Genomic DNA, 23135 nt, shown 5'->3' with positions numbered 1-23135 from the left:
TCACCAGCGAAGACGCAGGTCGAAGCCCTCGGTGCCCTCGTAGCGCTCCACCTCCACGGTGGCCGTGGAGGCGCCCGCCTGCTTCAGCGCGACCTCACACGTGCCCGCGGCGGCCTCGGCGGGGAAGACGTAGCCGCGGAACTTCGCGCGCCAGACCTGCGGACCCAGGTTCTCCACCGTGATGTCCACCGGCTCCATCACCGAGCTGAAGCTGAGCGCCACACGCTTCATCGCCCGCTCGGGCCCCGCCACCTTCAGCGCCATGCCCACCACGCGGCCCACCAGCGTGTCGAAGTACTTGCGGACCAAATCCCTCCCCAGCTCCCGCTGAGCGGCCTTCGGCGCGAGCCCCGCGTACGTCGTGCGCAGCGCCACGGCCTGACACGCGGCGAACACGGACGCGGGATAGGTGGCGCGAGGCCGGTCCACGTCGTAGCCCGCCGCGAGGAGCTCGGCGCGCTGGGCCGAGTCGGGGTTCATGCAGCGAATCAGCGACTCGAACAACGTGGACTGGACTTTGACTTCGGTCGGCATTCGGGCCGTCACCCTAGGGGCAATCGCGTCATCCGGTCATGACGCGCTGGTTCAAGCACTAGGAGTCAACGCGCTCCTGGACCTCGAAATGCCCCGCCTTGACGACATGCTGTTTCACCACGAGCTTCGGGGTGCGCAGGGTGCCCCTGACCTCGAGCGCGTAGTCGTTGTGCGCCGCCTCGACGTGGGAGGCGTCCAGGTCGCCGCCGATGATGACGGGCCCCTCGGTGTAGAAGGACTCGCACGTGAAGGCGCCCCCGACGAACAGCGAGGCGCCCTGGCGGTTGGCGGCCTTGCCCTTCACCGTCAGGTTGCCCGTCACCAGGAGCGACTTCACGGTGAGCGGGCCATTGATCTCCAGGTCTCCGTGGTGGGCGTAGGAATCCTTGGCGAGCTTCTTCACCGACTTGTTCTTGGGCGCCTCGACGATGACAGCCTGGATGAGGCCGATGGCGGCGAAGACCAGGTCGGGATTCACGGAGGAGCGGTCCTCGATACCCGCGTAGAGTTCCTCCAGCGAGACGGCGTGGGCCTCCACGAAGACAGCTTCCATGATGCCCCGGAGCATCGTCCAGGACGCCGCGCTGACACCCGCGGGCGGCTCGCTGGAGAGGTACTTCATCACCTTCTCCTCGGAGAGACCCTTGAGCTTCTTGGGCGGCGGCGGGCGCTGGTCCTTGGTGGGCAGCAGCAGTTGCACCAGCATGGCCGGGACACCGCGGCTGTGACGCGAGTTCCGGGCGATGCGCAGCGCGCTGCCGCCGAACGGTGAAGGGGTCCGCGGGTCCACGCCCTGCTCGATGATGAAGCGCACGACGCGGTCCGCGCCGAACTCCGCAGCGCGGTGCAGCGGCATCTCGTTGCCATGGGCCACGCGAATGTCCGCGCCGTGGGCCATGAGCAGTTGGATGAGCGCCACGTTGTTCTGCGTGACGGCGGTCAGGAGCGGCGTGTGGTGATTCTGGTCCGCGAAGTCCAGGCTCAGCCCCGAGGCGAGCGCCTGACGGATCTCCTCGAGCGTGACCTCGTTCTCCGCCTGCTCCTTCGCCAGTCGCCGCTCGTAGTCAGCCGGGTCCCTGGGCCGGATGTGGTCTTCGATGAAGTTGTGGCTTCGGACCTGCCTGATGAGGTTCAGGAACTCGTACTGTTGCTGCGTCATGGCGTGCGCACCCGGTGGATCGTCCGGGTCAGCCTTCTCGCGCCTCGCGGGTGAAAGCAACCCCTGTCCGCCTGGCGTCCCACCGGCCCATGACTCCCGGCTTGTTGACACCCCGGCGGCCGGGGCGATGCCAACAAGGCCCTCCCCCGCTCACCGCCATTGAACGGGCGCGTTTTTGCGCCTATGGGACGGGGACGGCCGCCCTGTCATCGGCCACATCCCCCCGCGAGGACACAGCATGTCGCAGGTGCCTCTTCACATCGCCGCCGAGTTCCCGGCCCGCACTCTCGAGGAGTGGCGCCGGCTGGTGGACAAGGACCTGAAGGGCAAGCCCTTCACGGTGCTCCAGTCGCCGCTGGAAGGTGGACTGGCGCTCCAGCCCCTCTACGCGCAGGCGGACACGGCCGCGCCGCAGCCGCCAGGCGTCGCCCCCTATGTCCGGGGCACCCAGCCCCTGGGCCACACCGAGGGCGGCTGGCTGCTGTGCCAGGAGTACTCCGAGCCGGACGTGACGCTCGCCGCCGAGGCCCTCCGCACGGACCTGGAGCGAGGCACCCAGGGTGTCTGGCTCTGCCTGGGCGAGGTCCATGGCATCCCGGTGAAGGACGAGGCCACGCTGGCCCGGCTGCTGGCCCACGTGCCGCTGGACCGGACTCCCGTGCACCTGGAGCCGGACTCGGCGCCGCTCGCCACGGCGTCCCTGCTGCTGGCCGTGGCCGACAAGGCGGGCGTCAAGCCGAGCGGCTCGCTGGGCATCGACCCCTTGGGCATCCTCGCTCGCACCGGCGCGCTGCCGGAGGGCGTGGCGGCGGTGCTCGCGGAGGCCGCGCCGCTCGTCACGTCGCGGGCCCAGAGCGCGCCGGAGCTGCGGGTGCTGCTGGTGTCGACGCGGGCCTACGCGGACGCGGGGGCCACGTCGGTGCACGAGCTGGCGTGGGCCATGGCCACGGGTGTGGAGTACCTGCGCGGAATGGAGCGCGCGGGCGTGGCGGTGGACGTCGCGGCGCGCTCGGTGCAGTTCGCGCTGTCTGTCGGCGGCCAGTTCTTCCCGGAGATCGCCAAGCTGCGCGCCGCGCGGCTGTTGTGGGCCAAGGTCGTGGCCGCGTCGGGTGGCTCGCCCGAGGCGCAGGCGATGCGGCTGCACGCGCGCACCGCCCTCGGCACGAAGACGCAGAGAGACCCGTGGGTGAACATCCTGCGCGCCACGGCCGAGTCCTTCGCGGCCGTGGTCGCGGGCGCGGACAGCGTCAGCACCTCCCCGTTCGACGAGCCGCTCGGCACGCCAGACGAGGGCGCGCGCAGGCTCGCGCGCAACACGCAGCTCATCCTGCGCGACGAGTCGAGCCTCAACCGCGTCGCGGACCCCGCGGGCGGCAGCTACTACCTGGAGCAGCTCACCTCGGAGCTGGCGCGCGCGGCGTGGACGGAGCTGCAGCGAGTCGAGTCGCTCGGCGGCCTGGAGAAGGCGCTGGCCCAGGGCGACATCGCGAAGGTGCTCGCGGAGACGCGGGCCGCGCGTGAGAAGGCCGTGCGCAGCCGCAAGCAGCCCATCGTGGGCGTGAGCGAGTTCCCCTTCCTGGGCGAGGCGCCCGTGCGCCGCGTGGACCGGGCGCGGAGCACCGTCGCGAGCAGCGAGGGACTGAAGCCCACGCGCCTCGCGGAGCCCTTCGAGTCGTTGCGTGACGCGAGCGACCGGTATGTCGCGGCGCACGGACAGCGGCCCACCGCGTTCCTGGCGAGCCTGGGCACGGTGGCCGAGCACACGGCGCGCTCCACGTGGGTGGTCAACGCGCTGGCGGCCGGCGGCATCGAGTCGAAGGAGAAGCACGGCTTCGCGGACCCGGCGGCGGTGGTGACGGCCTTCGCCGAGTCGGGCGCGACGCTCGCGGTCATCTCCGGTCCGGACGCGATGTATCCCGAGTGGGTGCCCGCGCTGACGGCGGCGCTGAAGGCGAAGGGCGCGCACACGGTGGCGGTGGCGGGACGTCCTGGCGAGCACGAGGCCGCCTTCCGCGCGGCCGGCGTGGACCTGTTCATCTTCGCGGGAGCGGACCTGTTCGCGCTCCTGAACTCGCTGCACGCGCAGCTCGGAGTGGCCTGATGAGTCCCCACGTCCCGAACTTCTCCGGCATCGCCTTCGACGCGCCGGAGACCCAGCCGACCGCCGCCGCGCTCGAGGCGCAGCGCGAGAAGGCCCGCGCCACGCTGAAGGACGCCGAGCACTGGGACACGCCCGAGGGCATCCCCGTCAAGGCGGTGTACACGCCCGAGGACCTGGCGGACGTCGAGCACCTGGGCTCGCTGCCGGGCCTGCCGCCCTTCGTGCGCGGCCCCTACTCCACCATGTACGTGCAGCAGCCGTGGACGGTGCGCCAGTACGCGGGCTTCTCCACGGCCGAGGCGTCCAACGCCTTCTACCGCCGCAACCTCGCGGCCGGACAGAAGGGTTTGTCCATCGCCTTCGACCTGGCCACGCACCGGGGCTACGACAGCGACCATCCGCGCGTCGCCGGTGACGTGGGCATGGCGGGCGTGGCCATCGACTCCATCAAGGACATGCGCATCCTGTTCGACCGCATCCCGCTCGACCAGATGAGCGTGTCGATGACGATGAACGGCGCGGTGCTGCCCATCCTCGCGCTCTACGTGGTGGCGGCCGAGGAGCAGGGCGTCAAGCCGGAGCAGCTCAGCGGGACCATCCAGAACGACATCCTCAAGGAGTTCATGGTCCGCAACACGTACATCTACCCGCCGGGCCCGTCGATGCGCATCATCGGCGACATCTTCCGCTTCACCGCGGAGAAGATGCCGCGCTTCAACAGCATCAGCATCAGCGGCTACCACATGCAGGAGGCCGGAGCGACGCAGGACCTGGAGCTCGGCTACACCCTGGCGGACGGTGTGGAGTACGTGCGCGCGGGGCTCGCGGCGGGACTGGGCGTGGACGCGTTCGCGCCGCGCCTGTCGTTCTTCTGGGCCATCGGCATGAACTTCTTCATGGAGGTGGCGAAGATGCGCGCGGGCCGGATGATCTGGGCCCGGCTCATCAAGGGCTTCAGCCCCAAGAGCGACAAGAGCCTGGCGCTGCGCACGCACTCGCAGACCTCCGGCTGGAGCCTCACCGCGCAGGACGTGTTCAACAACGTGGTGCGCACGTGCGTGGAGGCCATGGCCGCGACGCAGGGCCACACGCAGAGCCTGCACACCAACTCGCTCGACGAGGCCATCGCCCTCCCCACGGACTTCAGCGCGCGCATCGCCCGCAACACGCAGCTGTATCTCCAGCTGGAGAGCGGCACCACGCGCGTCATCGACCCGTGGGGCGGCAGCTACTACGTGGAGCGGCTCACGCACGAGCTGGCGCAGAAGGCGTGGGGCCACATCCAGGAGGTCGAGGCGCTGGGCGGCATGACGAAGGCCATCGAGGCGGGGCTGCCCAAGCTGCGCATCGAGGAGGCGGCGGCCCGCACGCAGGCGCGCATCGACTCCGGCCGTCAGGCCATCATCGGCGTGAACAAGTACCCGCCCGAGCGTCCCGACAACATCGAGATCCTCAAGGTGGACAACTCCGCGGTGCGCGAGGCGCAGATCGCCCGGCTCAAGGAGCTGCGCGCGGAGCGCAACGCGGACGACGTGCGCCGCAAGCTGGAGGCGCTCACCGAGGCGGGCCGGCGCAACGAGGGCAATCTCCTGGCGCTCGCCATCGACGCGGCGCGCGCGAAGGCGACGGTGGGAGAGATCAGCGACGCGCTCGAGAAGGTCTTCGGGCGCTACGAAGCGACGGTGAGGAGCGTGTCCGGCGTGTACTCGAGCGAAGCGGGCAAGGACGCCCAGGGCATCACCGAGGCCCGCGCCGCGGCGGACGCGTTCCTCGCGCGCTTCGGCCGCCGGCCTCGCATCCTCATCGCGAAGATGGGCCAGGACGGGCATGACCGGGGACAGAAGGTCATCGCCACCGCGTTCGCGGACCTGGGCTTCGACGTGGACATCGGTCCGCTGTTCCAGACGCCCGAGGAGTCCGCGCGCCAGGCCGTGGAGAACGACGTGCATGTGGTGGGCGCCAGCTCGCTGGCGGCCGGACACCTGACGCTGGTGCCGCAGCTCAAGCGCGCGCTGAGCGAGCTGGGCCGCGAGGACATCATGGTCGTCGTGGGCGGCGTCATCCCCGCGCAGGACTACGACGAGCTGCGCGCCGCGGGCGCCGCCGCCATCTTCGGCCCCGGCACGGTCATCTCGAAGGCGGCCCTGGAGCTGCTGGAGAAGCTGACGGCGGCGCAGGAGGAGGCGTGAAGCAGCTGACGGTGGACGCCTACGTGGACGGCGTCCGCTCGGCGGATCGCTCCGTGCTCGCGCGCGCCATCACCCTGGTGGAGAGCGGACATCCGCGCCACCAGGCGCTCGCGCAGGAGGTCCTCACCCGGCTGCTCCCCTTCACGGGCGGCAGCCGGCGCATCGGTATCAGCGGAGTGCCCGGCGTGGGCAAGAGCACCTTCATCGACGCGCTGGGGATGCACCTGGTGGGCGCGGGACGGCGCGTGGCGGTGCTCGCCATCGACCCGTCGAGCACCATCTCCGGCGGCAGCATCCTGGGCGACAAGACGCGCATGGCCCGGCTGTCGCGCGAGACGGCCGCGTACATCCGCCCCAGTCCGTCCAGTGGCACACTGGGCGGGGTCGCGCGCAAGACGCGTGAGACGCTGCTGTTGTGCGAGGCGGCGGGCTTCGACGTGGTGCTGGTGGAGACGGTGGGCGTGGGCCAGTCGGAGACGGTGGTCGCCGACATGGTGGACTTCTACCTGGTGCTGATGCTCGCGGGCGCGGGCGACGAGCTGCAGGGCATCAAGCGCGGCATCCTCGAGGTGGCGGACATGCTCGCCATCAACAAGGCGGACGGTGACAACCTGCCGAGGGCCGAGCGGGCCCGCTCCGAGCTGCGCGCCGCGCTCCACCTGATGCGTCCGGGCAACGAGCCCGTGGTCACCACGTGCAGCGCGCTGGAGGGCCAGGGCATCGGCAAGCTGTGGGAGGCGCTGGAGGCGCAGGTGGGCAAGCGCGTGGCCTCCGGGACACTGGAGCAGCGACGGCGCGCGCAGCAGGTGGGCTGGATGTGGTCCATGGTGCAGGACGGTCTGCGAGCGGCCCTGCATGCGAACCCCACGGTGGCCGCCCTGGTGCCGGTGCTGGAGGCGGAGGTCCGCGAGGGACGCGCCACGCCGACGTCCGCCGCACTGCGGGTGCTGGAATCCTTCCTCCCGACATCGAGGGCTTGACAGTCCGCGTCGAGCCCCGGCGGCCCCCGCTTCAATCGCTTGCCCGACATCCACCGCGCTCCTACTGTACGCGCCGTGCGAAACGTCCAGTTGACCCCGGTCCCCGGGCCCTACAAGCCGCGATTCCACGTGCGAATCGTGACGGCCGCCTCCCTGTTCGACGGGCACGACGCGGCCATCAACGTCATGCGCCGCCTGATGCAGGCCTCGGGCGCCGAAATCATCCACCTGGGACACAACCGCTCGGTCGCGGAGATCGTCGACTGCGCCATCCAGGAGGACGCGCAGGGCATCGCGATCACCTCGTACCAGGGCGGTCACGTCGAGTTCTTCAAGTACATGATCGACCTGCTGAAGCAGCGCGGGGCGAACATCAAGGTCTTCGGCGGTGGCGGCGGCACCATCCTGCCGACGGAGATCGAGGAGCTCCACGCGTACGGGGTCACGCGCATCTACTCCCCGGATGACGGGCGGGCCATGGGCCTGCAGGGGATGATCGACCACCTCATCCAGGAGTGTGACTTCGAGAAGCGCCCGGCGGACTTCGCGCCGACGGCGGCGGCGATGCCGGTGCGCGAGCCGATGAAGATCGCCTCGCTCATCACCATCGCGGAGAACTTCGCGTCGGTGGGAGACCAGCTCCGCGACGCGATGACGAAGCTGAGCTCGAAGCAGCCGCGCGTGCCCGTGCTGGGCATCACCGGCACCGGCGGCGCGGGCAAGTCCAGCCTCGTCGACGAGCTGGTGCGGCGCTTCCTGGCGGACTTCCCGGACAAGACGCTGGCGGTGCTATCGGTGGACCCGTCGAAGCGCAAGTCGGGCGGCGCGCTGCTCGGCGACCGCATCCGGATGAACGCCATCGACAACCCGCGCGTGTACATGCGCTCCATGGCGACCCGGCAGAGCAACCTCGCGCTGTCCAAGCACGTGGGCGACTCCATCGAGGTGTGCAAGGCCGCGGGCTTCGACCTCATCGTGGTGGAGACCTCCGGCATCGGCCAGTCCGACACCGAGATCACCGAGCACTCGGACGTGTCGCTCTACGTGATGACGGCCGAGTACGGCGCGGCGACGCAGCTCGAGAAGATCGACATGCTCGACTTCGCGGACGTCATCGCCATCAACAAGTTCGACAAGCGCGGCTCGCTGGACGCCCTGCGCGACGTGCGCAAGCAGTGGAAGCGCAACCACAACGCCTTCACCACGGCGGATGACGCGGTGCCCGTGCACGGCACCATCGCGTCGCAGTTCAACGACCCGGGGATGAACCAGCTCTACCGCGCCATCATGGACGCGGTGGTGAAGAAGACGGGCGCCCCGCTCCAGTCGCACCTGGCCCAGACGCCGGGCATGAGCGAGAAGAAGTGGATCATCCCGCCCGAGCGCACCCGCTACCTCGCGGAGATCGTCGAGACGTGTGAGGCGTACGATGCCTTCGCCCGCGCGCAGGCGGCCATCGCCCGGCGGATGTACCAGCTCCACGGCACCATCGAGGCGCTGCGGCAGAACGTCGGCAAGAAGCGGCTGGAGATCGTCGAGCCGAAGGACGCGTCCGACGTGGTGCACGTCACCGAGCGCGTCGAGGGCGAGCCCGCGTACCTGAGCGAGCTGGTGGAGCTGTACAAGGACCTGGAGTCGCGGCTGGACCCGGATTGCCGCCGGCTCCTGAGCGAGTGGCCCGCGACGAAGCGGCGCTACGCGGCGTCCAAGTACCAGTACCAGGTGCGCGACAAGGTCATCGAGCTGGACCTGTTCACCGAGTCGCTGTCGCACCTGCGCATCCCGAAGATCGCCCTGCCCCGCTACGAGGACTGGGGTGACATCCTGATGTGGCTGTTGCGCGAGAACGCGCCCGGCGCGTTCCCGTTCACCGCAGGCGTCTTCCCGCTCAAGCGCGAGGGCGAGGACCCGGCGCGCATGTTCGCCGGCGAGGGCGGCCCGGAGCGCACCAACAAGCGCTTCCACTACGTGTCGCGCGGACTGCCGGCCAAGCGCCTGTCCACGGCGTTCGACTCGGTGACGCTGTACGGCGAGGACCCGGACCACCGGCCGGACATCTATGGCAAGGTCGGCAACTCGGGCGTGTCCATCGCCAACGTCGACGACGCGAAGAAGCTCTACTCGGGCTTCGACCTGGCGGACCCGACGACGTCGGTGTCGATGACCATCAACGGCCCCGCGCCGATGCTGCTCGGGTTCTTCCTGAACGCGGCGGTGGACCAGCAGTGCGAGAAGTGGATCCGCGCCAACAACAAGGTGGAGGAGGTCGAGCAGAAGATCGACGCGCTCTACCAGAAGCGTGGCGTGCCGCGTCCGCGCTACCAGGGTGAGCTGCCGCAGGGAAATGACGGGCTGGGGCTCTTGCTGCTCGGCGTGTCCGGCGACGAGGTGCTGCCGCGCGAGGTGTACGAGAAGATCCGCGCGTCGACGCTCCAGCAGGTGCGCGGCACGGTGCAGGCGGACATCCTGAAGGAGGACCAGGCGCAGAACACCTGCATCTTCTCCACGGAGTTCGCGCTGCGGCTGATGGGCGACATCCAGCAGTACTTCACCGACAAGAAGGTGCGGAACTTCTACTCGGTGTCCATCTCCGGCTACCACATCGCGGAGGCCGGGGCGAACCCCATCTCCCAGCTGGCCTTCACACTGGCCAATGGCTTCACCTTCGTCGAGTACTACCTGTCGCGCGGGATGGACATCGACGACTTCGCGCCCAACCTCTCGTTCTTCTTCTCGAACGGAATGGACCCCGAGTACACGGTGCTCGGCCGGGTGGCGCGTCGCATCTGGGCCAAGGCCATCCGCGACAAGTACGGCGGCAATGACCGCTCGCAGAAGCTGAAGTACCACATCCAGACGTCGGGCCGTTCCCTGCACGCGCAGGAGATCGCCTTCAACGACATCCGCACCACGCTGCAGGCGCTGCTGGCGTTGAACGACAACTGCAACTCGCTGCACACCAACGCCTACGACGAGGCCATCACCACGCCCACCGAGGAGAGCGTGCGGCGCGCGCTGGCCATCCAGCTCATCATCAACAAGGAGTTCGGCCTGTCGAAGAACGAGAACCCCAACCAGGGCTCGTTCATCGTCGAGGAGCTGACGGACCTGGTCGAGGCCGCGGTGCTCACCGAGTTCCGCGCCATCTCCGAGCGCGGCGGCGTGCTGGGCGCCATGGAGCGCATGTACCAGCGCTCGAAGATCCAAGAGGAGTCGCTGTACTACGAGACGCTGAAGCACGACGGCTCGCTGCCCATCATCGGGGTGAACACGTTCCTGGACCCGAAGGGCTCGCCCACCGTGACGCCGCCGGAGGTGATTCGCGCGACGAAGGAGGAGAAGGACTACTCCATCACCTCGCGCGACGCGTTCTGGAAGCGCAACGCGGACGTGGCTCCCGCCGCGCTGGAGGCCGTGAAGCGCGCGGCGCTCGACAACGGCAACATCTTCGCCGCGCTGATGGACGCCTGTAAGGTCTGCACGCTCGGGCAGATCTCCCGCGCCCTGTACGAGGTCGGCGGGCAGTACCGGCGGAACATGTAGTCTGTCAGCGCGTTGAGCGCCCCACGTCTCCTCGAGGAATCTCTCGAGGAGACGTGACATGGGATGGATGACGGACGCACTTCAGGCGCTGACGCAAGGCAAGGACATCACGGTACGCCCCCGGGGAGGCTCGATGCGCGGAGTCATCGAGGACAACCAGGCCGTGACGCTGGCCCCGGTGAATCCGTTGGAGGTGCGCGCGGGAGATGTCGTCTTCGTGCGCTGGAAGGGCGGCGCGCTGCTCCACCTGGTCAAGGACGCCACGCCCGAGCGCGTCTTGATTGGCAACGCGCTGGGGAGGATCAACGGGTGGGCTCGACGCTCCGATGTGCTCGGACGGGTGGCACGGATTCATCCGCGGACCTCCGGGCCTTGAGGCTCGGAGCATTTGCGGAATCCCTGCTCACGAGCTCCCGCCATCTGGCCCCGCATCGCTCGAGGCCCCCCCTGAGCCAGCATCACTTGCCAGCGGAGTATCTACCCCTGCATCTGAGGCTCCAGCATCGCTCGTTCCAGCGTCCGTATCAGCAGGAGATTTGAACGCCCCTTCCGCGTACTTGATCATCATCAACCGGGCTTGGGTATTGGCCTCCTGTCTCTCGGATACCCATTGGCTTCGTGCAGCCATGCAAATAGCGAAGGCTGCATCTGAAGTCTGACTTGCCATCCCCAGTGAGGCCGTCGACGAGGCCTTGGCCGCGGAGGAACTCCGCTCCAAACCATAAATGCCGATACCAAGGGCAACGAGACTCCCTCCGAGCGTTGCGAAGTCCTCGAACGTAGCCTTGCCCTCCGTCATCATCTTGGTCCCAGCCACTGTTCCAGCCAGCCCTGCCCCCAGGAAGACAATCCCCTCCCCTGCCCATGCAGTCGATGCACGAGCAGCATGCTGTTCGATGTTTCGGCAGTACGACCAACCATCACGCATCGGGTATCGAATCCGCCTGGAGTCGTAGACTACCCCACCATCCATCCCCCCATCCAAACCTCCCGCGATCACGAGCGTCCCGCCATCAATGAGCACAGGGCCGCCGTCCGCCAAAATACCATCTGGATAAGGCGCATAAATCCGGGCCGCCAACGCCCGCTCGTCGGGAGTCGGAGAATCAATCACCGGCACGAAGTTTGGAAATGGCCCATGGATACTCTTGAGCCATGAGCATCCAACACACGCAACCGAGATACCCAGACTCAGCAGAACCCTGGCTTGAAGCTGCATCATCCCCCCACGCATGCATGTCCATCAATCATCACAAACATGCCAGCCAATGTAAATACCGGCCCATCCGGGTAGACATCGCCCCTGGTAATTCACACCCAGGTCGCATCCACGAGACGGCCCTCCACTGACGCGTTCTCAAAGCAGGCATACACATCAGGATGGGTCAATCCCCTGTCGGACAGACTTCTACTTACGAAGAGCCTTCGCGCTCGTGGGGCTCTTTTCGACGGACTGCCAGGCCGCACGGGCCAGGACGGGTATCGCGGTGCGCGGGTCGGTCTTCGTCCTGCCCGCGAGCCACTCCCGGAGCATCTCCTGCGCCGGTCCCCGGAGGATGGCGAGGAAGAGCTCGAAGGGCATCTCGTCGAACGTGCCGTCGCGGACGTGGCCCTGCCACCAGTCCTTGAGCTGACGGAAGAAGCCCTTGTTCTGCTCGCGGATGCGCGTCTCCGCCGCGGTGACGGCGGCTCCACTTCGAGCCTCCACCAGGAAGCGGGCGGCGTCGGGACGCGACAGGGACCAGTCCAGGTGGTGGCGCACCAGCACCTCGATGCCCTCGCGCGCGCCGGGATGCTGCTCCAGCTCCTTCAAGAGGCCCGTCTGGTACTCGCCGAGCACCTCCAGGTAGAGGGCGGCCGCGATGGCCTCCTTGCTCTCGAACAGGTGGTAGATGCTCCCCGTGCTGGCCCCGGAGCGCTCTCGGATGGCCGCCATCGTCGTGCCCTCGACGCCTCGCTCCAGGAAGCACTCGAGCGCCGCCTTGAGGACCTCTTCTCTCCGGTGACCCGGGTTGCGCATGGCCGCACCCTACATTAGAACGTCATTCTAGAACGATATTCTAGTCAGCCCGGGAGGGCACCGTGGACTCACTCATGGAGATTGGGCAGCAGCTCCTCGCCAAGCAGGGCTTCAGCAACCTGTTGGGCACCCGGCTGACGCGGTTGACGAAGGGCGAGGTGGAGCTCGAACTGCCCATGCGCCCGGAGCTGCGCCAGCAGTATGGCTTCGCGCACGGCGGCGTCCTGAGCTACCTGGCCGACAACGCGCTCACGTTCGCCGGGGGCACCGCGATGCTCGACGTGCCGATCATCACGTCGGAGTTCAAGATCAACTACGTGCGGCCGGCGCTCGGCCATCAGCTCGTCGCCCGGGCACGCGCGGTGCACACGGGACGACGACAGTCGGTGTGCCAGTGCGAGATCTTCGCGGTGGACGACCAGGGGGAGACGCTGGTCGCCGTGGCGCAGGGCACCATCGTCGTGATGGGGAGCAGCAAGGAGTCATGAGCGCCCTGGCACCCACTGACCTCGGCACCACCCTGCCCCGGGATATCAGGGAGCAGTGGACGCGGACGCGTCAGCTGTTCTCGCGGGCCTTCGCCAGCTCGCTCCACTTCTCCATCGCCACCGTCGACGAGAATGGAGCACCCCATGTCACGCCCATCGGCTCCGTGCTCCTGGGTGAGCCTGGACGTGGCGTCTTCTTCGAAGTCTTCACCCGACGGCTCTCGATGAACCTCGCGCGCGATGCGCGACTGAGCATCCCGGCCGTGGACAGCGGCAGGGGGTTCTGGCTCCGCTCGCTGTTCAGGGGACACTTCGCGCGGGCACCCGCCGTGCGCCTCGTCAGCCGCGTCCTCGGGCCGCCCCGTCGCGCCACGAAAGAGGAGCAACAGCGCTTCGCGAGACGGGTGAGCGCGGTCCGATGGACGAAGGGGCACGACCTGCTGTGGGGCCGACTCGAGTTCGTCCGCGACTTCGCGGTCGAACGAATCGAGCCCGTTCACCTCGGCGCGATGACGGCCCACCTCGAGTAGGCAGGTCCGGCCCAAACCCGACAACCGCCGAGCCATGCGCGCGGACTCATGCGTGAGTCCGTGCCGCACCCAGGCTCAACGTCGAGGCCCGAAGACGATAGAGCCCCGAGCGCTCGCACCGCTGCACGAGGAGGCGCCTCCAGCGCGATGACGCGGGAGGCGACCTTCCACGCGGCACCCGTCGCCCCTCAGGAAGGAGTCACGGATGCCACGGAGCCACTACCTCACAGCCACTTCGGCGCTTCGCGACGCGCGGGAGGCGCGTCAGCGGGCTTCGACGGCCCCGCGGAGGCCGCGGGCCTGGGCGAGGAGCCCCCCGGTCCACGCGGCGCCTGCGCATTGCCACGGTTCGGACCCGGGCCACCCGGACGCGCCGAGCGATTGCCGCCCTCGGACCGACCCTGGCCACCGCCACCACCCCGGCCACCGCGCCGACGACGCGAGGCACCACCGGGCGCGTTGCCCCCCCGGCCACCACCACCGCCCTGCCCGCCTCGCGCCTGGGCGCCAGGATTCGGACCGCGCGACACCGGCGCCTCCACCGTGGCCGAGGCCCCGGGACGCGGCGGCGCCATGCCCGAGCGGTACGGATGGTCCTCCACCACCGGCACGCTGCGCCGGATGGTCCGCTCGATGTCGCGCAGGTACGCGCGCTCCTCACCGTCGCAGAAGGACACCGCCGTGCCCGTCGCACCCGCCCGGCCCGTGCGGCCGATGCGGTGCACGTACTGCTCCGGCACGTTGGGCAGGTCGTAGTTGATGACGAAGCTCAGCCCGTCGATGTCGATGCCGCGCGCCGCGATGTCCGTGGCCACCAGCACGCGCAACGTCCCGGAGCGGAACTCGTCCAGCGCGCGCTCACGCGCGTTCTGGCTCTTGTTGCCGTGAATCGCCGCGGCCGTCACACCCGAGCCCTCGAGCTGCTTGGCCACGCGGTTCGCGCCGTGCTTGGTGCGCGTGAAGACCAGCGCCCGCGAAATCCTGCCGTCCTTCAGCAGGTGCGTCAGCAGGCCGCGCTTCTGCTCGCGCTCCACGAAGTACACCTGCTGCGCCACCGTCTCCGCGGTGCTGGAGACAGGCGTCACCTCCACGCGCACGGGGTCCGTCAGCAGGTTGCGCGACAGGTCCACGATCTCAGGCGGCATCGTCGCGCTGAAGAACAGCGTCTGACGCTTCGCCGGCAGCGCCTTGATGACCTTGCGCACGTCGTGGATGAACCCCATGTCCAGCATGCGGTCCGCCTCGTCGAGCACGAACACCTCGAGCGAGCGCAGGGACACGTAGCCCTGGTCCATCAGGTCCAACAGACGGCCCGGCGTCGCCACCAGCACGTCCAGGCCGCGCTGGAGCGACTGCACCTGCGCCGCCTGCCCCACGCCGCCGAAGATGACCGCGTGCTTGAGCGGCAGGTTCTTGCCGTACGTCATGAAGCTCTCGCCCACCTGACCGGCGAGCTCGCGCGTCGGGGTGAGCACCAGGCACCGAATCGGTCGGTGCCCGCCCGCGGGCGCCTTCGCGGACAGCCGCTGGAGGATGGGCAGCGCGAACGCCGCCGTCTTCCCCGTGCCCGTCTGCGCCACGCCGAGGACGTCCTTGCCCAGCAACGCGTGGGGAATCGCCTTCGCCTGGATGGGCGTGGGGGTGGTGTAGCCCTCCGCCTTGACCGCGCGCAGGAGGGTGTCGTGAAGCTGCAGTTCGTCGAAAGTCATGTCTTCCTGGGAAACAGTGAGCTCACCGCCTTGCGGTGGTGAGCAAGCCCGCGCAGCGCGCTCTTCCGACCCATGCCGGAGGCGCCTGGCGGTGCGCGGCCGGACCTCACTGGGTCCGGACCACTCGGGGAACGTCGGGGAACAGGGAGGCTGAGCCACCCATTCCGACGTCTTGGCGCGAGACCCTGCCCGCTCCCCGGGCCAAAGTCCCGCGGAATCAACGGCGGGGTGTACGTTTTGCGCCACTCCCCTCGGGGGCGCCAGGACGCCCGCCTGGTCTCCTGTCTGACGAGGAGGCTCGCGGCTTGTACCCACGTACAAGCAAGCGAAATCGCTCGCGCTCGAAACAAAGAGACCCCGGGCCGATACGAGCCCCGGGGCCTCTTGCCTCATGCGTGAGTCACGGCCTGGGACGGCTGGAGCGCGTCCGGCAGCGGCTCGTACTCACCCAGGCGCATGCTCGCCTGGGCCCTGCCTTGCGTCCGGCCACGCAGGCTCGTCACGTAGCCGAAGAGGCTGGCCATGGGGACGCGCGCCGAGACGACTCGCGCGTTGCCCCGCTCCTCCATCCCCAACACCCTGCCCCGCCGCGCGGCGAGGTCACCCAGCACGTCGCCCAGGTACGCCTCGGGCGTCGTCACCTCCACCGCCATCACGGGCTCGAGCACCCGCACGCCAGCGGCCCGCACCGCCTCCTGCAGCGCCAGGGAGCCGGCCGTGGAGAACGCCTGGGGTGTGGAGTCGCGCACGTGCGTGTCTCCATCCACCAGCCGGACCTCCACGTCCACGAGCGCCACGCCGTCGCGCACGCCCTTCTCCATGGCCCCCGCCACGCCCTTCTGGATGGCCGGCACCAGCTCCCTCGGGATGGAGCCACCCTTCGTGTCGTCCACGAACACGAGCCCCGCGCCTCGCGCCGCCGGGGCCACGTCCAGCACCACGTACGCATACTGACCCGGCCCGCCCGATTGACGGACGTGGCGGTACTCCTGGCGCACCGCGCGCTGGAGCGTGTCGCGGTAGGCCACCTTGGGCTGTCCCACGCGCGCCTCCACGCCGTACTCCGTCCTCAAGCGGTCCACGACGACCTCCAGGTGAAGCTCACCCATTCCGGACAGCAGCACCTGGCCACTCTCCGGGTCCACGCCCACGCGCAGCGACGGATCCTCCGCCGCCAGACGATGCAGGCCCTCCTCCAGCTTCGGCAGCTCCGCCGGTGACTTCGCCTCCACGGCCAGGTGCACCACCGGCTCCGGGAAGCCGAGCGACTCGAGCACCACGGGGGCCTCCACGTCGCTCAGCGTGTCTCCGGTGCGCACGCCCTTCAGGCCGAGCGCCGCGGCGATGTCTCCAGCATGGACCTCCTCCACCTCCTCCCGGCGATTGGCGTGCATGAACATCAGTCGGCCCACCCGCTCCCGCTTGCCGGTGGCGGAGTTGAGCAGGACGGTGCCCGCGCGCAGCGTGCCCGAGTACACGCGCAGGAAGACGATGTTCCCCACGTTCTTGTCACTCATCATCTTGAACGCCAGCGCGGCCGGAGGGCTGTCGTCCGCGGGCTCACGCGTGGTCCGCTGCTCCGTGCCGTACACGGAGCCCTCCACCGCCGGCAGGTCCGACGGCGCGGGCAGGTAGTCGACGACGGCGTCCAGCAGCCTCTGCACTCCCTTCTTCTTGAACGCCGCGCCGGCGAGCACCGGCACCAGCACGCGCGACAGCGTCCCCGCGCGCAACGCACGCACAAGCTCCGCCTCGCCAATCTCCTCCAGCCGTCCGTCCACGAACTTCTCCATCACCGCGTCGTCCACTTCCGCCGCGGCCTCGATGAGCCGCAGCCGCCAGCGCTCCGCCTCCGCGCGCGCCTCCTCGGGAATGGGGAGGCCGTCGCGGTACTCACCGCCGTCGCCGTCGAAGAGGACCGTCTTCATCCGGACCAGGTCCACCAGCCCCTGGAACTCCGAGCCCGCGCCCATGAGCGGCCACTGCACCGCCACCGGGCGAGCGCCCAGCCGCTCCCGGATGGACTCCAGGCTCATGACGAAGTCCGCGCCCACCTTGTCCATCTTGTTGATGAACGCGATGCGCGGGACGCCGTAGCGGTCCGCCTGACGCCACACGGCCTCGGACTGGGGCTCCACGCCCTGGCTCGCGTCGAACACGGCCACCGCGCCATCCAGCACGCGCAGGGAGCGCTCCACCTCGATGGTGAAGTCCACGTGTCCCGGCGTGTCCAGGATGTTGATGCGGTGGGGCAAACCCGCCGAGGGCCCCGTGCGAGGAGACCAGAACGCGGTGGTGGCCGCGGAGGTGATGGTGATGCCGCGCTGCTTCTCCTGCGGCAGCCAGTCCATCTCCGTGGAGCCGTCGTGCACCTCGCCCGTGGAGTGGATGCGACCGGTGAAGAACAGGACGCGCTCGGTGAGCGTCGTCTTGCCCGCGTCGATGTGCGCCATGATGCCGATGTTGCGATACCGCTCGATGCGAGTGCTGCGAGGCATGAAGGACTCCCGTTCCCGTCGGGCAGCGAGGCCCGCGGGGGTGATGAAGTGAGGAGCCGGTTGGTGAGGGACGACGGACGAGGCGCCGTCGAGGTGCTCGTCCACGCGCGACGCGCCGGAGGGGCGTGAGAGCCCGCTCAGGGACGCATGGAACGAAGGCACACGACGGCCCTCATCGAGCCAGGGCGGAACCGGACTTCACGACACACGGGAACCAGCAAACCCGCGCGCCGGAAGGACTCCGGCCCGCCTGCTCAAATGTCGAGCAGAACCTCGTGACGGGGGGCAAGGCACACGTCCGCCGCCGGCGCGGGGACGCGCATCAGCAGGGCTGTGAAGGAGACGGGCCTCATGATGGGATTGAGATAAAGCAGACGACTGTGATTGTCAATTCGCCCCCGGGCCACGCGCGTCCAGGCGGGCACGCGCAACGTCCCAGGGCGCAAGGCATCGCGAGCCGGCGCCGTCAGGTGCTGAGGGCCCGCACGCGGGCGGCGAGGTTCTGCGTGAACAGCCGGAAGATGCGCAGCGCGGCGCCCTCGTGCGTGTCCAGGTAGTGCTGGAAGCCCGCCCGGGTGATGCGCAGCGCGCGCACCGACGTGCGCGCCTTCACCCGCGCCGACACGGGCGCGTCCTGGACCAGGGAGATCTCTCCCAGGTAGGCCCCCGGCCCCAGCGTGTTGAGCCGGCGCGCGTCGTCCTCCGTGCCGGTGTAGACATCCACGGTGCCCTCCAGCAGCACGAAGAGGCCCACGCCCGCCGCGCCCTTCTCCAGCATGACGGCGCCCGCCGGGATGAGGACCTGACGCGCCACGCGGTAGAGGTCCTTCATGTCCTCCAGCGACAGCTCGCCGAAGATGGGGATGGCCTTGAGGTAGTTGTACCCGTTGGCCTCCGGCGACGAGCTCTGCGCGGGGAGCCGGGCGATGACGGCCTCCGCCTCCGCGTCCATGCCCATGCGGCGCAGCAGCCGCGCCTTCTCCGCGGCCAGCGCCGGGTCTCCACGCGCCGTCTCCGACGCGCGCAGCGTGTCCGCGAGCAGCGCCAGCGCCCGACGCGTGAAGCCCTCCGCGTCCAGCAGCATGCACATGCGCAGCACCGACTCGATGTGGCGCGCGTCCCCCGCGGGCACGCATCCCAGCGCCTCCACCTCCGCGTGGGGCTGGCCCAGCTCGCGGTACAGGAGCGCGCCCTCGTGCGGACGGCCCAGGCGGACCAGGCAGTGCGCCACCTGCTCGCGCGAGCCGAGTCCCCGATACACCTCCAGGGCCCGCTCCAGCGCGCCACCCCGCTCGAAGGCCGCGGCCGCGCGCTCCGGCTCGCCCGCGCGCAGGAACGCCTCCGCCGCGTCCACGTACTGGCCACCCTGGACGTAGAGCGCCGCCATCCGCGACTCCTCGCCACAGCCCTGCAACAGCCGCGCGGCGCCCGCGAAGTCACGCGCCCACGACAGGACCTCCGACAACTGCTGGCGCTCTCGCGCGGGGGCCAGCGCCGCGTCCCGCAGCAGCCGCTCGCGCTGGGCCGCGCTCAGCTCTTCATAGAGCCGGGCGGCCGTCGCGGCGGACTCCAGCCCCATCAGGGCCTGCAGCGCCTGGAGCGTTCCCTCCGCCCCGGCCTTCTCCCCATGCCCCTCGACCACTTCCGACTCGGAACCCGACATTGCGTCCCCCTCGCCGGAGGATGAAACCCCCAAGTCGGGACTCCTCCTCGGACGACCCGACTCCCCGGCAGACGTGGGGTGGCTATATCACCCCTTGTTTCACCGAGGAGCCTCCGGGGCGCCCGTCAAGTGGACGCGAGGACGAGGCGCGGCCTTCAGCGGACCGAGACGAGCTCCGTGTCGAAGATGAGCACCGCGTAGGGGGGAATCCTCGGCGGGTTGCCCTCCGCGCCGTAGGCCAGGTCAGACGGGAGGATGAGGCGGCGCTTGCCCCCCACGCGCATGCCCACGATGCCCTGATCCCACCCCTTGATGACGTACCCCGCCCCCAGGTCGAAGGCCAGCGCGGGCCCGCCCTCGGAGGTCGTGAAGCGTGTGCCGTCCGGAAACCAGCCCGTGTAGTGCACCTGGACGCGCCTGCCCGCGACGGCCTCGGGGCCCGTGCCCACCTCCTGGTCCAGGAGGAAGAGGCCGCTGTCCAGGCGCGTCATCGCCGCCAGGTCCACGTTCAGGCTCGCCGCGTACGTCACCTTCGTCGGATCACCATCGTCCGGGTTGCCCACCTGCGTGGGCTCCTTGGGGTCATCTCCACACCCCACCAGCGGGAGCACCAGGACACAGAGCAGCACGAAGCGACGAAGCATTGGAGGTCCTCGGAAAGGAGCGCGGGCCGTGAGGCCCGCGATGAATGGCCCCAAGCCTGCCCCGATGCGTCCGTTCGCGAAAGCGGAAGTGCGACCGCCTGCCTGCCGCCAGGGGCGTCTGGAGCCGCTGGAGAGACCGCTGGCGAAATGCACGGGCACGGGCCGAGGGCTTCCGCTATTCAGGAGCGCGATGCCCCGCTGGCTCAGCCTCCTCTTGTTCTTCGGCCCCGTGCTCGCGCTGATGGCGAGCGCCCATGTCTACCTCTACCGCCGGCTGGTGAGGGACCTCATCCCAAGCCAGGCGCCGCGGCGCGCCGCGCAGGTGATCTTCTCGCTCGGCTTCCTCGGCGCGGTGGGCTTCCGCTTCCTGGGGAGCCTGTTCCCCTCGGACCTGACGCGCGCGGTGGGCATCGGCCTGCTCGCGTGGATGGGGCTGGTGATGTACCTGCTCTTCTTCACGCTGGGGGCGGAGCTGCTCGAGCGTGGCAGGCGCGGGCTCGCGCGCCGTGCCGCACCGCCCGCCGAGCAGCCCTCCTCGGGTCCGCCGTCTCCCGAGCGCCGCGCCATCATCACCGGTGGCCTGGCCTTGGGCGCGGGCCTGGCGGGCGTGGCGACGACCTCGTTCGGCGCCTGGCGGGCCTTCCATCCGCCCGATGTGCGCGACACCCCGGTGCGCCTGCCCCGGCTGCCTCGGGCGCTGGACGGCTTCACGCTGGTGCAGCTCACCGACATCCACGTGGGGGACGTGCTCCAGCGCCACTTCGTGGACGAGCTGGTGGCGCGCACCAACGCGCTGAAGCCGGACGTCATCGCCATCACCGGGGACCTGGTCGACGGCACCGTGGCGGACCTGGGGGCCTACGTGGCCGGCTTTGGCGCCCTGCGCGCGCGACATGGGGTGTACTTCGTCACCGGAAACCATGACTACTATTCGGGCGCATCGTCATGGGTCGCCTACCTGGAGCGTCTGGGCATCAACGTGTTGCGCAATCGCGCCGTGTCCATCGGCGACGCGAGCGCATCGTTCATGCTCGCGGGCGTGGACGACTGGAGCGCGGACCGGATGGGTCTGCCCGGATACGACCTGGACGCGGCGCTGCGCGAGGTGAGCCCGGACCAGGCCTCGGTGCTGCTGGCGCACCAGCCCTCCAACTTCGACGAGGTCGCCCGGCGCGGCGTGGGGCTCCAGGTCTCCGGCCACACCCACGGCGGCCAGATGTTCCCGGGCAACGTGGTGGGAGACCTCATCTGGCGGGAGCGCAACGCGGGGCTCAGCCGCACGGGCGACTCGCAGATCTACGTCAGCCGAGGCTGCGGCTTCGTGGGCCCGCCGATGCGCGTGGGCGCCCCGCCCGAGATCGCCCGCCTGGTGCTGATGCCCGGGTAGGCCCTGGCGGGCTGGCGCGCCGCCTCGTCGGGCATCCCTGGATCGGATGCCCGACACAGACTCTCCGAGGGGCCTGGGGGACTCCGGAAACACATTTCAGGGTGGGCCGTCCATGAGCCGGGTGATGGGGAGTCCCTCGGACGAAGAGCTCATGGAACGGTTCTGCGCTGGTGCACAAGACGCCTTCGAGGCCCTCTTCGCCCGTCACTCGGGGCGGGTGCAGGGCTTCCTGACGCGGATGGTGCGCGACGGCTCGCTCGCCGAGGACCTCTTGCAGACCACCTTCCTGTCCGTCGTCCGGGCCCGCGGCCGCTATGAGCGCGGCACCCGCTTCTCCCCCTGGCTGATGACCATCGCCGCCAACGCCGCGCGCGATGCACTGCGCCACCGTCAGCACGTGGACGCCTACTCCTCCGGAGAGGGCACAGGCGCTCCTACATCCGCGCCCCCACCCTCCGGGGACCCGGCGCTGCGCCGGCACCTGCTGGACGCGTTACAACAGCTTCCTCCCGACCACCGTGAGGCGGTGGTGCTGAGCAAGGTGGAGGGCTGGTCGTTCGAGGAGATTGCCGCGCTCCGAGGCATCAGCGCCGGCGCCGCGCGGCTGCGGGCGCATCGGGGATACGAGAAGCTCCGGGAGCTGCTCGGAGGGCTGGGAGAGGCGCGATGAAGACGCCCATGGACATCGACGCCCTGCTCCAGGAGGAGCCCCGCCCGCCGGACACCGCGGCGCTGGAGCGCGCCCTCGCGAGCGCCCGGAGCGAGCTGGCGCTGCGCAAGCCCGTGCGGAGCTGGCGCACCCTGGCCACGTGGATGATGGCGTCCTCGGGAGGCATCGCGCTGCTGGCCGCCGGGGTGATGCTGGCGGTGGGCGCGGTCAGCGCGGCGGCCCTGTGGACGCGGGCGCCACTGTTGCTCCTGTTGCTCGTGACGAGCGGCGTGTGTGCCTGGGGCGCGCTGTCTCCGCGCGGACGGGATTTGCGTCGGGCCGCCGTGGGACTGGCCATGGCCTGCGCGGCGACGCTGGTGCTCGCGCGCGGCTCTCCGACGACGCCTCCGTCCCTGCCCGGCTGGGTGTGCACCGCGAGCCACCTGGCCGTGGGCATCATCCCCCTGGTGATGGCCGTGGTGGTGTTGCGTGGGGCCGCGTTCCAGCCGCTGCGCGCCCTGTGCGCGGGGTTGTCCGTCGGCACGACGGGCGCCTTCGTCGGCGAGCTGGCCTGCGAGCAGGACTGGCGCCACGTCGCGGGCTACCACCTGTTCGCCTGGGGGCTCATCTGTGTGGTGGCCCTCGTCGTTTCACGCACCCTCAAGCCCCGCTCCTACGCCCCATGAACGACCCCTCCCTCATCGTGAGCACGAACGTGGACGGCGCGCCGGTGAGGATTGGCGAGCGCGTGAAGGTCGTCGCCCACTCGTCCGACGGCACCATCAGCGCCGGCTTCGTGGGCCACACCGGCATCGTCGTGGCGCTCGTGTACGACGACCCCGTGGCCCAGTACCCCGCGGACCCGCTCATCCAGGTGCGCGTCGACGGCCTGGGCGAGGACCTGTTCTTCATGGACGAGCTCGTCCCGGAGTGGGCCTCCGCGCCCCTGCCGCGCCCGCCTCGCGAGAAGAAGGCCGAGCGGCCTCGGCCCACCGTGTGGCGCGTGCAGTGAGCGCCCGACACGGCGCACCGGAGCAGGGC

At 69.7% G+C, this 23135-nt stretch carries 19 protein-coding genes; 11 read left to right on the top strand and 8 right to left on the bottom strand.

The genetic code is table 11. The annotated features are described in order from the left end of the window. Complete coding sequence (locus FL311_RS11370; RefSeq protein WP_141325060.1) at positions 1–534, bottom strand: DUF2378 family protein; 534 nt, start codon at positions 532–534, stop codon at positions 1–3. Between the two features lie 58 nt (positions 535–592). Then, on the bottom strand, positions 593–1693 hold the full coding sequence (locus FL311_RS11365) for an ankyrin repeat domain-containing protein (protein ID WP_141325059.1): 1101 nt from the start codon (positions 1691–1693) through the stop codon (positions 593–595). A gap of 238 nt (positions 1694–1931) precedes the next feature. Between FL311_RS11365 and FL311_RS11360 the strand changes: the two genes are divergently transcribed. From FL311_RS11360 to FL311_RS11340, 5 genes are all read left to right on the top strand, one after another. Then, on the top strand, positions 1932–3794 hold the full coding sequence (locus FL311_RS11360) for a methylmalonyl-CoA mutase family protein (protein WP_141325058.1): 1863 nt from the start codon (positions 1932–1934) through the stop codon (positions 3792–3794). After that, on the top strand, positions 3794–5983 hold the full coding sequence (gene scpA / locus FL311_RS11355; RefSeq protein ID WP_141325057.1) for a methylmalonyl-CoA mutase: 2190 nt from the start codon (positions 3794–3796) through the stop codon (positions 5981–5983). The genes FL311_RS11360 and scpA overlap by 1 nt, the downstream gene beginning before the upstream one ends. Beyond that, positions 5980–6963, top strand: coding sequence for a methylmalonyl Co-A mutase-associated GTPase MeaB (gene meaB / locus FL311_RS11350; RefSeq protein WP_141325056.1), 984 nt, complete (start codon positions 5980–5982; stop codon positions 6961–6963). The genes scpA and meaB overlap by 4 nt, the downstream gene beginning before the upstream one ends. Before the next feature lie 75 nt (positions 6964–7038). Further along, the gene (locus FL311_RS11345; RefSeq protein ID WP_141325055.1) at positions 7039–10506 is read left to right on the top strand and encodes a methylmalonyl-CoA mutase family protein; all 3468 of its coding nucleotides are present in this window, start codon (positions 7039–7041) and stop codon (positions 10504–10506) included. Positions 10507–10564: 58 nt separating this feature from the next. Beyond that, a complete protein-coding gene (locus tag FL311_RS11340) occupies positions 10565–10882 on the top strand; it encodes a hypothetical protein (RefSeq protein WP_228556816.1) in 318 nt (105 codons plus the stop codon). A gap of 27 nt (positions 10883–10909) precedes the next feature. Here FL311_RS11340 and FL311_RS11335 read toward each other — a convergent pair whose 3' ends face one another. After that, positions 10910–11728 carry a hypothetical protein gene (locus FL311_RS11335; RefSeq protein ID WP_141325054.1) on the bottom strand — a complete coding sequence of 273 codons (819 nt, stop codon included), beginning with the start codon at positions 11726–11728 and terminating at the stop codon, positions 10910–10912. 186 nt (positions 11729–11914) lie between these two features. Then, positions 11915–12526: a TetR/AcrR family transcriptional regulator gene (locus tag FL311_RS11330; protein WP_141325053.1), complete on the bottom strand. Its 612-nt coding sequence runs from the start codon at positions 12524–12526 to the stop codon at positions 11915–11917. Between the two features lie 62 nt (positions 12527–12588). On the opposite strand from FL311_RS11330, the gene FL311_RS11325 reads away from it, so the two are divergent. Further along, positions 12589–13014: a PaaI family thioesterase gene (locus FL311_RS11325; RefSeq protein ID WP_228556815.1), complete on the top strand. Its 426-nt coding sequence runs from the start codon at positions 12589–12591 to the stop codon at positions 13012–13014. Beyond that, a complete protein-coding gene (locus FL311_RS11320; RefSeq protein WP_141325052.1) occupies positions 13011–13544 on the top strand; it encodes a pyridoxamine 5'-phosphate oxidase family protein in 534 nt (177 codons plus the stop codon). The genes FL311_RS11325 and FL311_RS11320 overlap by 4 nt, the downstream gene beginning before the upstream one ends. A gap of 224 nt (positions 13545–13768) precedes the next feature. Here the strand turns inward: FL311_RS11320 and FL311_RS11315 are convergent, their stop codons facing one another. The 4 genes from FL311_RS11315 to FL311_RS11300 all read right to left on the bottom strand — a co-directional run bounded on the left by FL311_RS11315 (position 13769) and on the right by FL311_RS11300 (position 20058). Continuing rightward, positions 13769–15253 carry a DEAD/DEAH box helicase gene (locus FL311_RS11315; protein ID WP_141325051.1) on the bottom strand — a complete coding sequence of 495 codons (1485 nt, stop codon included), beginning with the start codon at positions 15251–15253 and terminating at the stop codon, positions 13769–13771. 389 nt (positions 15254–15642) lie between these two features. Next, a complete protein-coding gene (gene fusA / locus FL311_RS11310; protein ID WP_141325050.1) occupies positions 15643–17751 on the bottom strand; it encodes an elongation factor G in 2109 nt (702 codons plus the stop codon). A 466-nt stretch (positions 17752–18217) separates the two neighbouring features. Beyond that, the gene (locus tag FL311_RS11305; protein ID WP_141325049.1) at positions 18218–19414 is read right to left on the bottom strand and encodes a cyclic nucleotide-binding domain-containing protein; all 1197 of its coding nucleotides are present in this window, start codon (positions 19412–19414) and stop codon (positions 18218–18220) included. 155 nt (positions 19415–19569) lie between these two features. Beyond that, positions 19570–20058 carry an FKBP-type peptidyl-prolyl cis-trans isomerase gene (locus tag FL311_RS11300; RefSeq protein WP_141325048.1) on the bottom strand — a complete coding sequence of 163 codons (489 nt, stop codon included), beginning with the start codon at positions 20056–20058 and terminating at the stop codon, positions 19570–19572. Between the two features lie 190 nt (positions 20059–20248). Between FL311_RS11300 and FL311_RS11295 the strand changes: the two genes are divergently transcribed. The 4 genes from FL311_RS11295 to FL311_RS11280 all read left to right on the top strand — a co-directional run bounded on the left by FL311_RS11295 (position 20249) and on the right by FL311_RS11280 (position 23106). Further along, positions 20249–21445 carry a metallophosphoesterase gene (locus FL311_RS11295; RefSeq protein ID WP_141325047.1) on the top strand — a complete coding sequence of 399 codons (1197 nt, stop codon included), beginning with the start codon at positions 20249–20251 and terminating at the stop codon, positions 21443–21445. Between the two features lie 124 nt (positions 21446–21569). After that, positions 21570–22115: an RNA polymerase sigma factor gene (locus FL311_RS11290; protein ID WP_141325046.1), complete on the top strand. Its 546-nt coding sequence runs from the start codon at positions 21570–21572 to the stop codon at positions 22113–22115. After that, a complete protein-coding gene (locus FL311_RS11285) occupies positions 22112–22780 on the top strand; it encodes a DUF1109 domain-containing protein (RefSeq protein ID WP_141325045.1) in 669 nt (222 codons plus the stop codon). Before FL311_RS11290 ends, FL311_RS11285 begins: the two co-directional genes overlap by 4 nt. Beyond that, entirely contained in the window at positions 22777–23106 is a 330-nt protein-coding gene (locus tag FL311_RS11280; protein WP_194869163.1) for a Carotenogenesis protein CarS, read from the top strand. The genes FL311_RS11285 and FL311_RS11280 overlap by 4 nt, the downstream gene beginning before the upstream one ends. Positions 23107–23135 lie beyond the last annotated feature (29 nt).

Source organism: Myxococcus sp. AB025B (genome assembly GCF_006518215.1).
GTDB lineage: Bacteria > Myxococcota > Myxococcia > Myxococcales > Myxococcaceae > Myxococcus > Myxococcus fulvus.
This window is presented reverse-complemented; position numbering and strand designations above follow the sequence as displayed.

Excerpts from the sequence above, each read along its gene's own strand:
- FL311_RS11370 (WP_141325060.1), bottom strand. The coding sequence starts at position 534 with ATGCCGACCGAAGTCAAAGTCCAGTCCACGTTGTTCGAGTCGCTGATT.
- FL311_RS11365 (WP_141325059.1), bottom strand. The coding sequence starts at position 1,693 with ATGACGCAGCAACAGTACGAGTTCCTGAACCTCATCAGGCAGGTCCGA.
- FL311_RS11360 (WP_141325058.1), top strand. The coding sequence starts at position 1,932 with ATGTCGCAGGTGCCTCTTCACATCGCCGCCGAGTTCCCGGCCCGCACT.
- scpA (WP_141325057.1), top strand. The coding sequence starts at position 3,794 with ATGAGTCCCCACGTCCCGAACTTCTCCGGCATCGCCTTCGACGCGCCG.
- FL311_RS11340 (WP_228556816.1), top strand. The coding sequence starts at position 10,565 with ATGGGATGGATGACGGACGCACTTCAGGCGCTGACGCAAGGCAAGGAC.
- FL311_RS11335 (WP_141325054.1), bottom strand. The coding sequence starts at position 11,728 with ATGATGCAGCTTCAAGCCAGGGTTCTGCTGAGTCTGGGTATCTCGGTT.
- FL311_RS11330 (WP_141325053.1), bottom strand. The coding sequence starts at position 12,526 with ATGCGCAACCCGGGTCACCGGAGAGAAGAGGTCCTCAAGGCGGCGCTC.
- FL311_RS11320 (WP_141325052.1), top strand. The coding sequence starts at position 13,011 with ATGAGCGCCCTGGCACCCACTGACCTCGGCACCACCCTGCCCCGGGAT.
- FL311_RS11315 (WP_141325051.1), bottom strand. The coding sequence starts at position 15,253 with ATGACTTTCGACGAACTGCAGCTTCACGACACCCTCCTGCGCGCGGTC.
- fusA (WP_141325050.1), bottom strand. The coding sequence starts at position 17,751 with ATGCCTCGCAGCACTCGCATCGAGCGGTATCGCAACATCGGCATCATG.
- FL311_RS11305 (WP_141325049.1), bottom strand. The coding sequence starts at position 19,414 with ATGTCGGGTTCCGAGTCGGAAGTGGTCGAGGGGCATGGGGAGAAGGCC.
- FL311_RS11300 (WP_141325048.1), bottom strand. The coding sequence starts at position 20,058 with ATGCTTCGTCGCTTCGTGCTGCTCTGTGTCCTGGTGCTCCCGCTGGTG.
- FL311_RS11295 (WP_141325047.1), top strand. The coding sequence starts at position 20,249 with ATGCCCCGCTGGCTCAGCCTCCTCTTGTTCTTCGGCCCCGTGCTCGCG.
- FL311_RS11290 (WP_141325046.1), top strand. The coding sequence starts at position 21,570 with ATGGGGAGTCCCTCGGACGAAGAGCTCATGGAACGGTTCTGCGCTGGT.
- FL311_RS11285 (WP_141325045.1), top strand. The coding sequence starts at position 22,112 with ATGAAGACGCCCATGGACATCGACGCCCTGCTCCAGGAGGAGCCCCGC.
- FL311_RS11280 (WP_194869163.1), top strand. The coding sequence starts at position 22,777 with ATGAACGACCCCTCCCTCATCGTGAGCACGAACGTGGACGGCGCGCCG.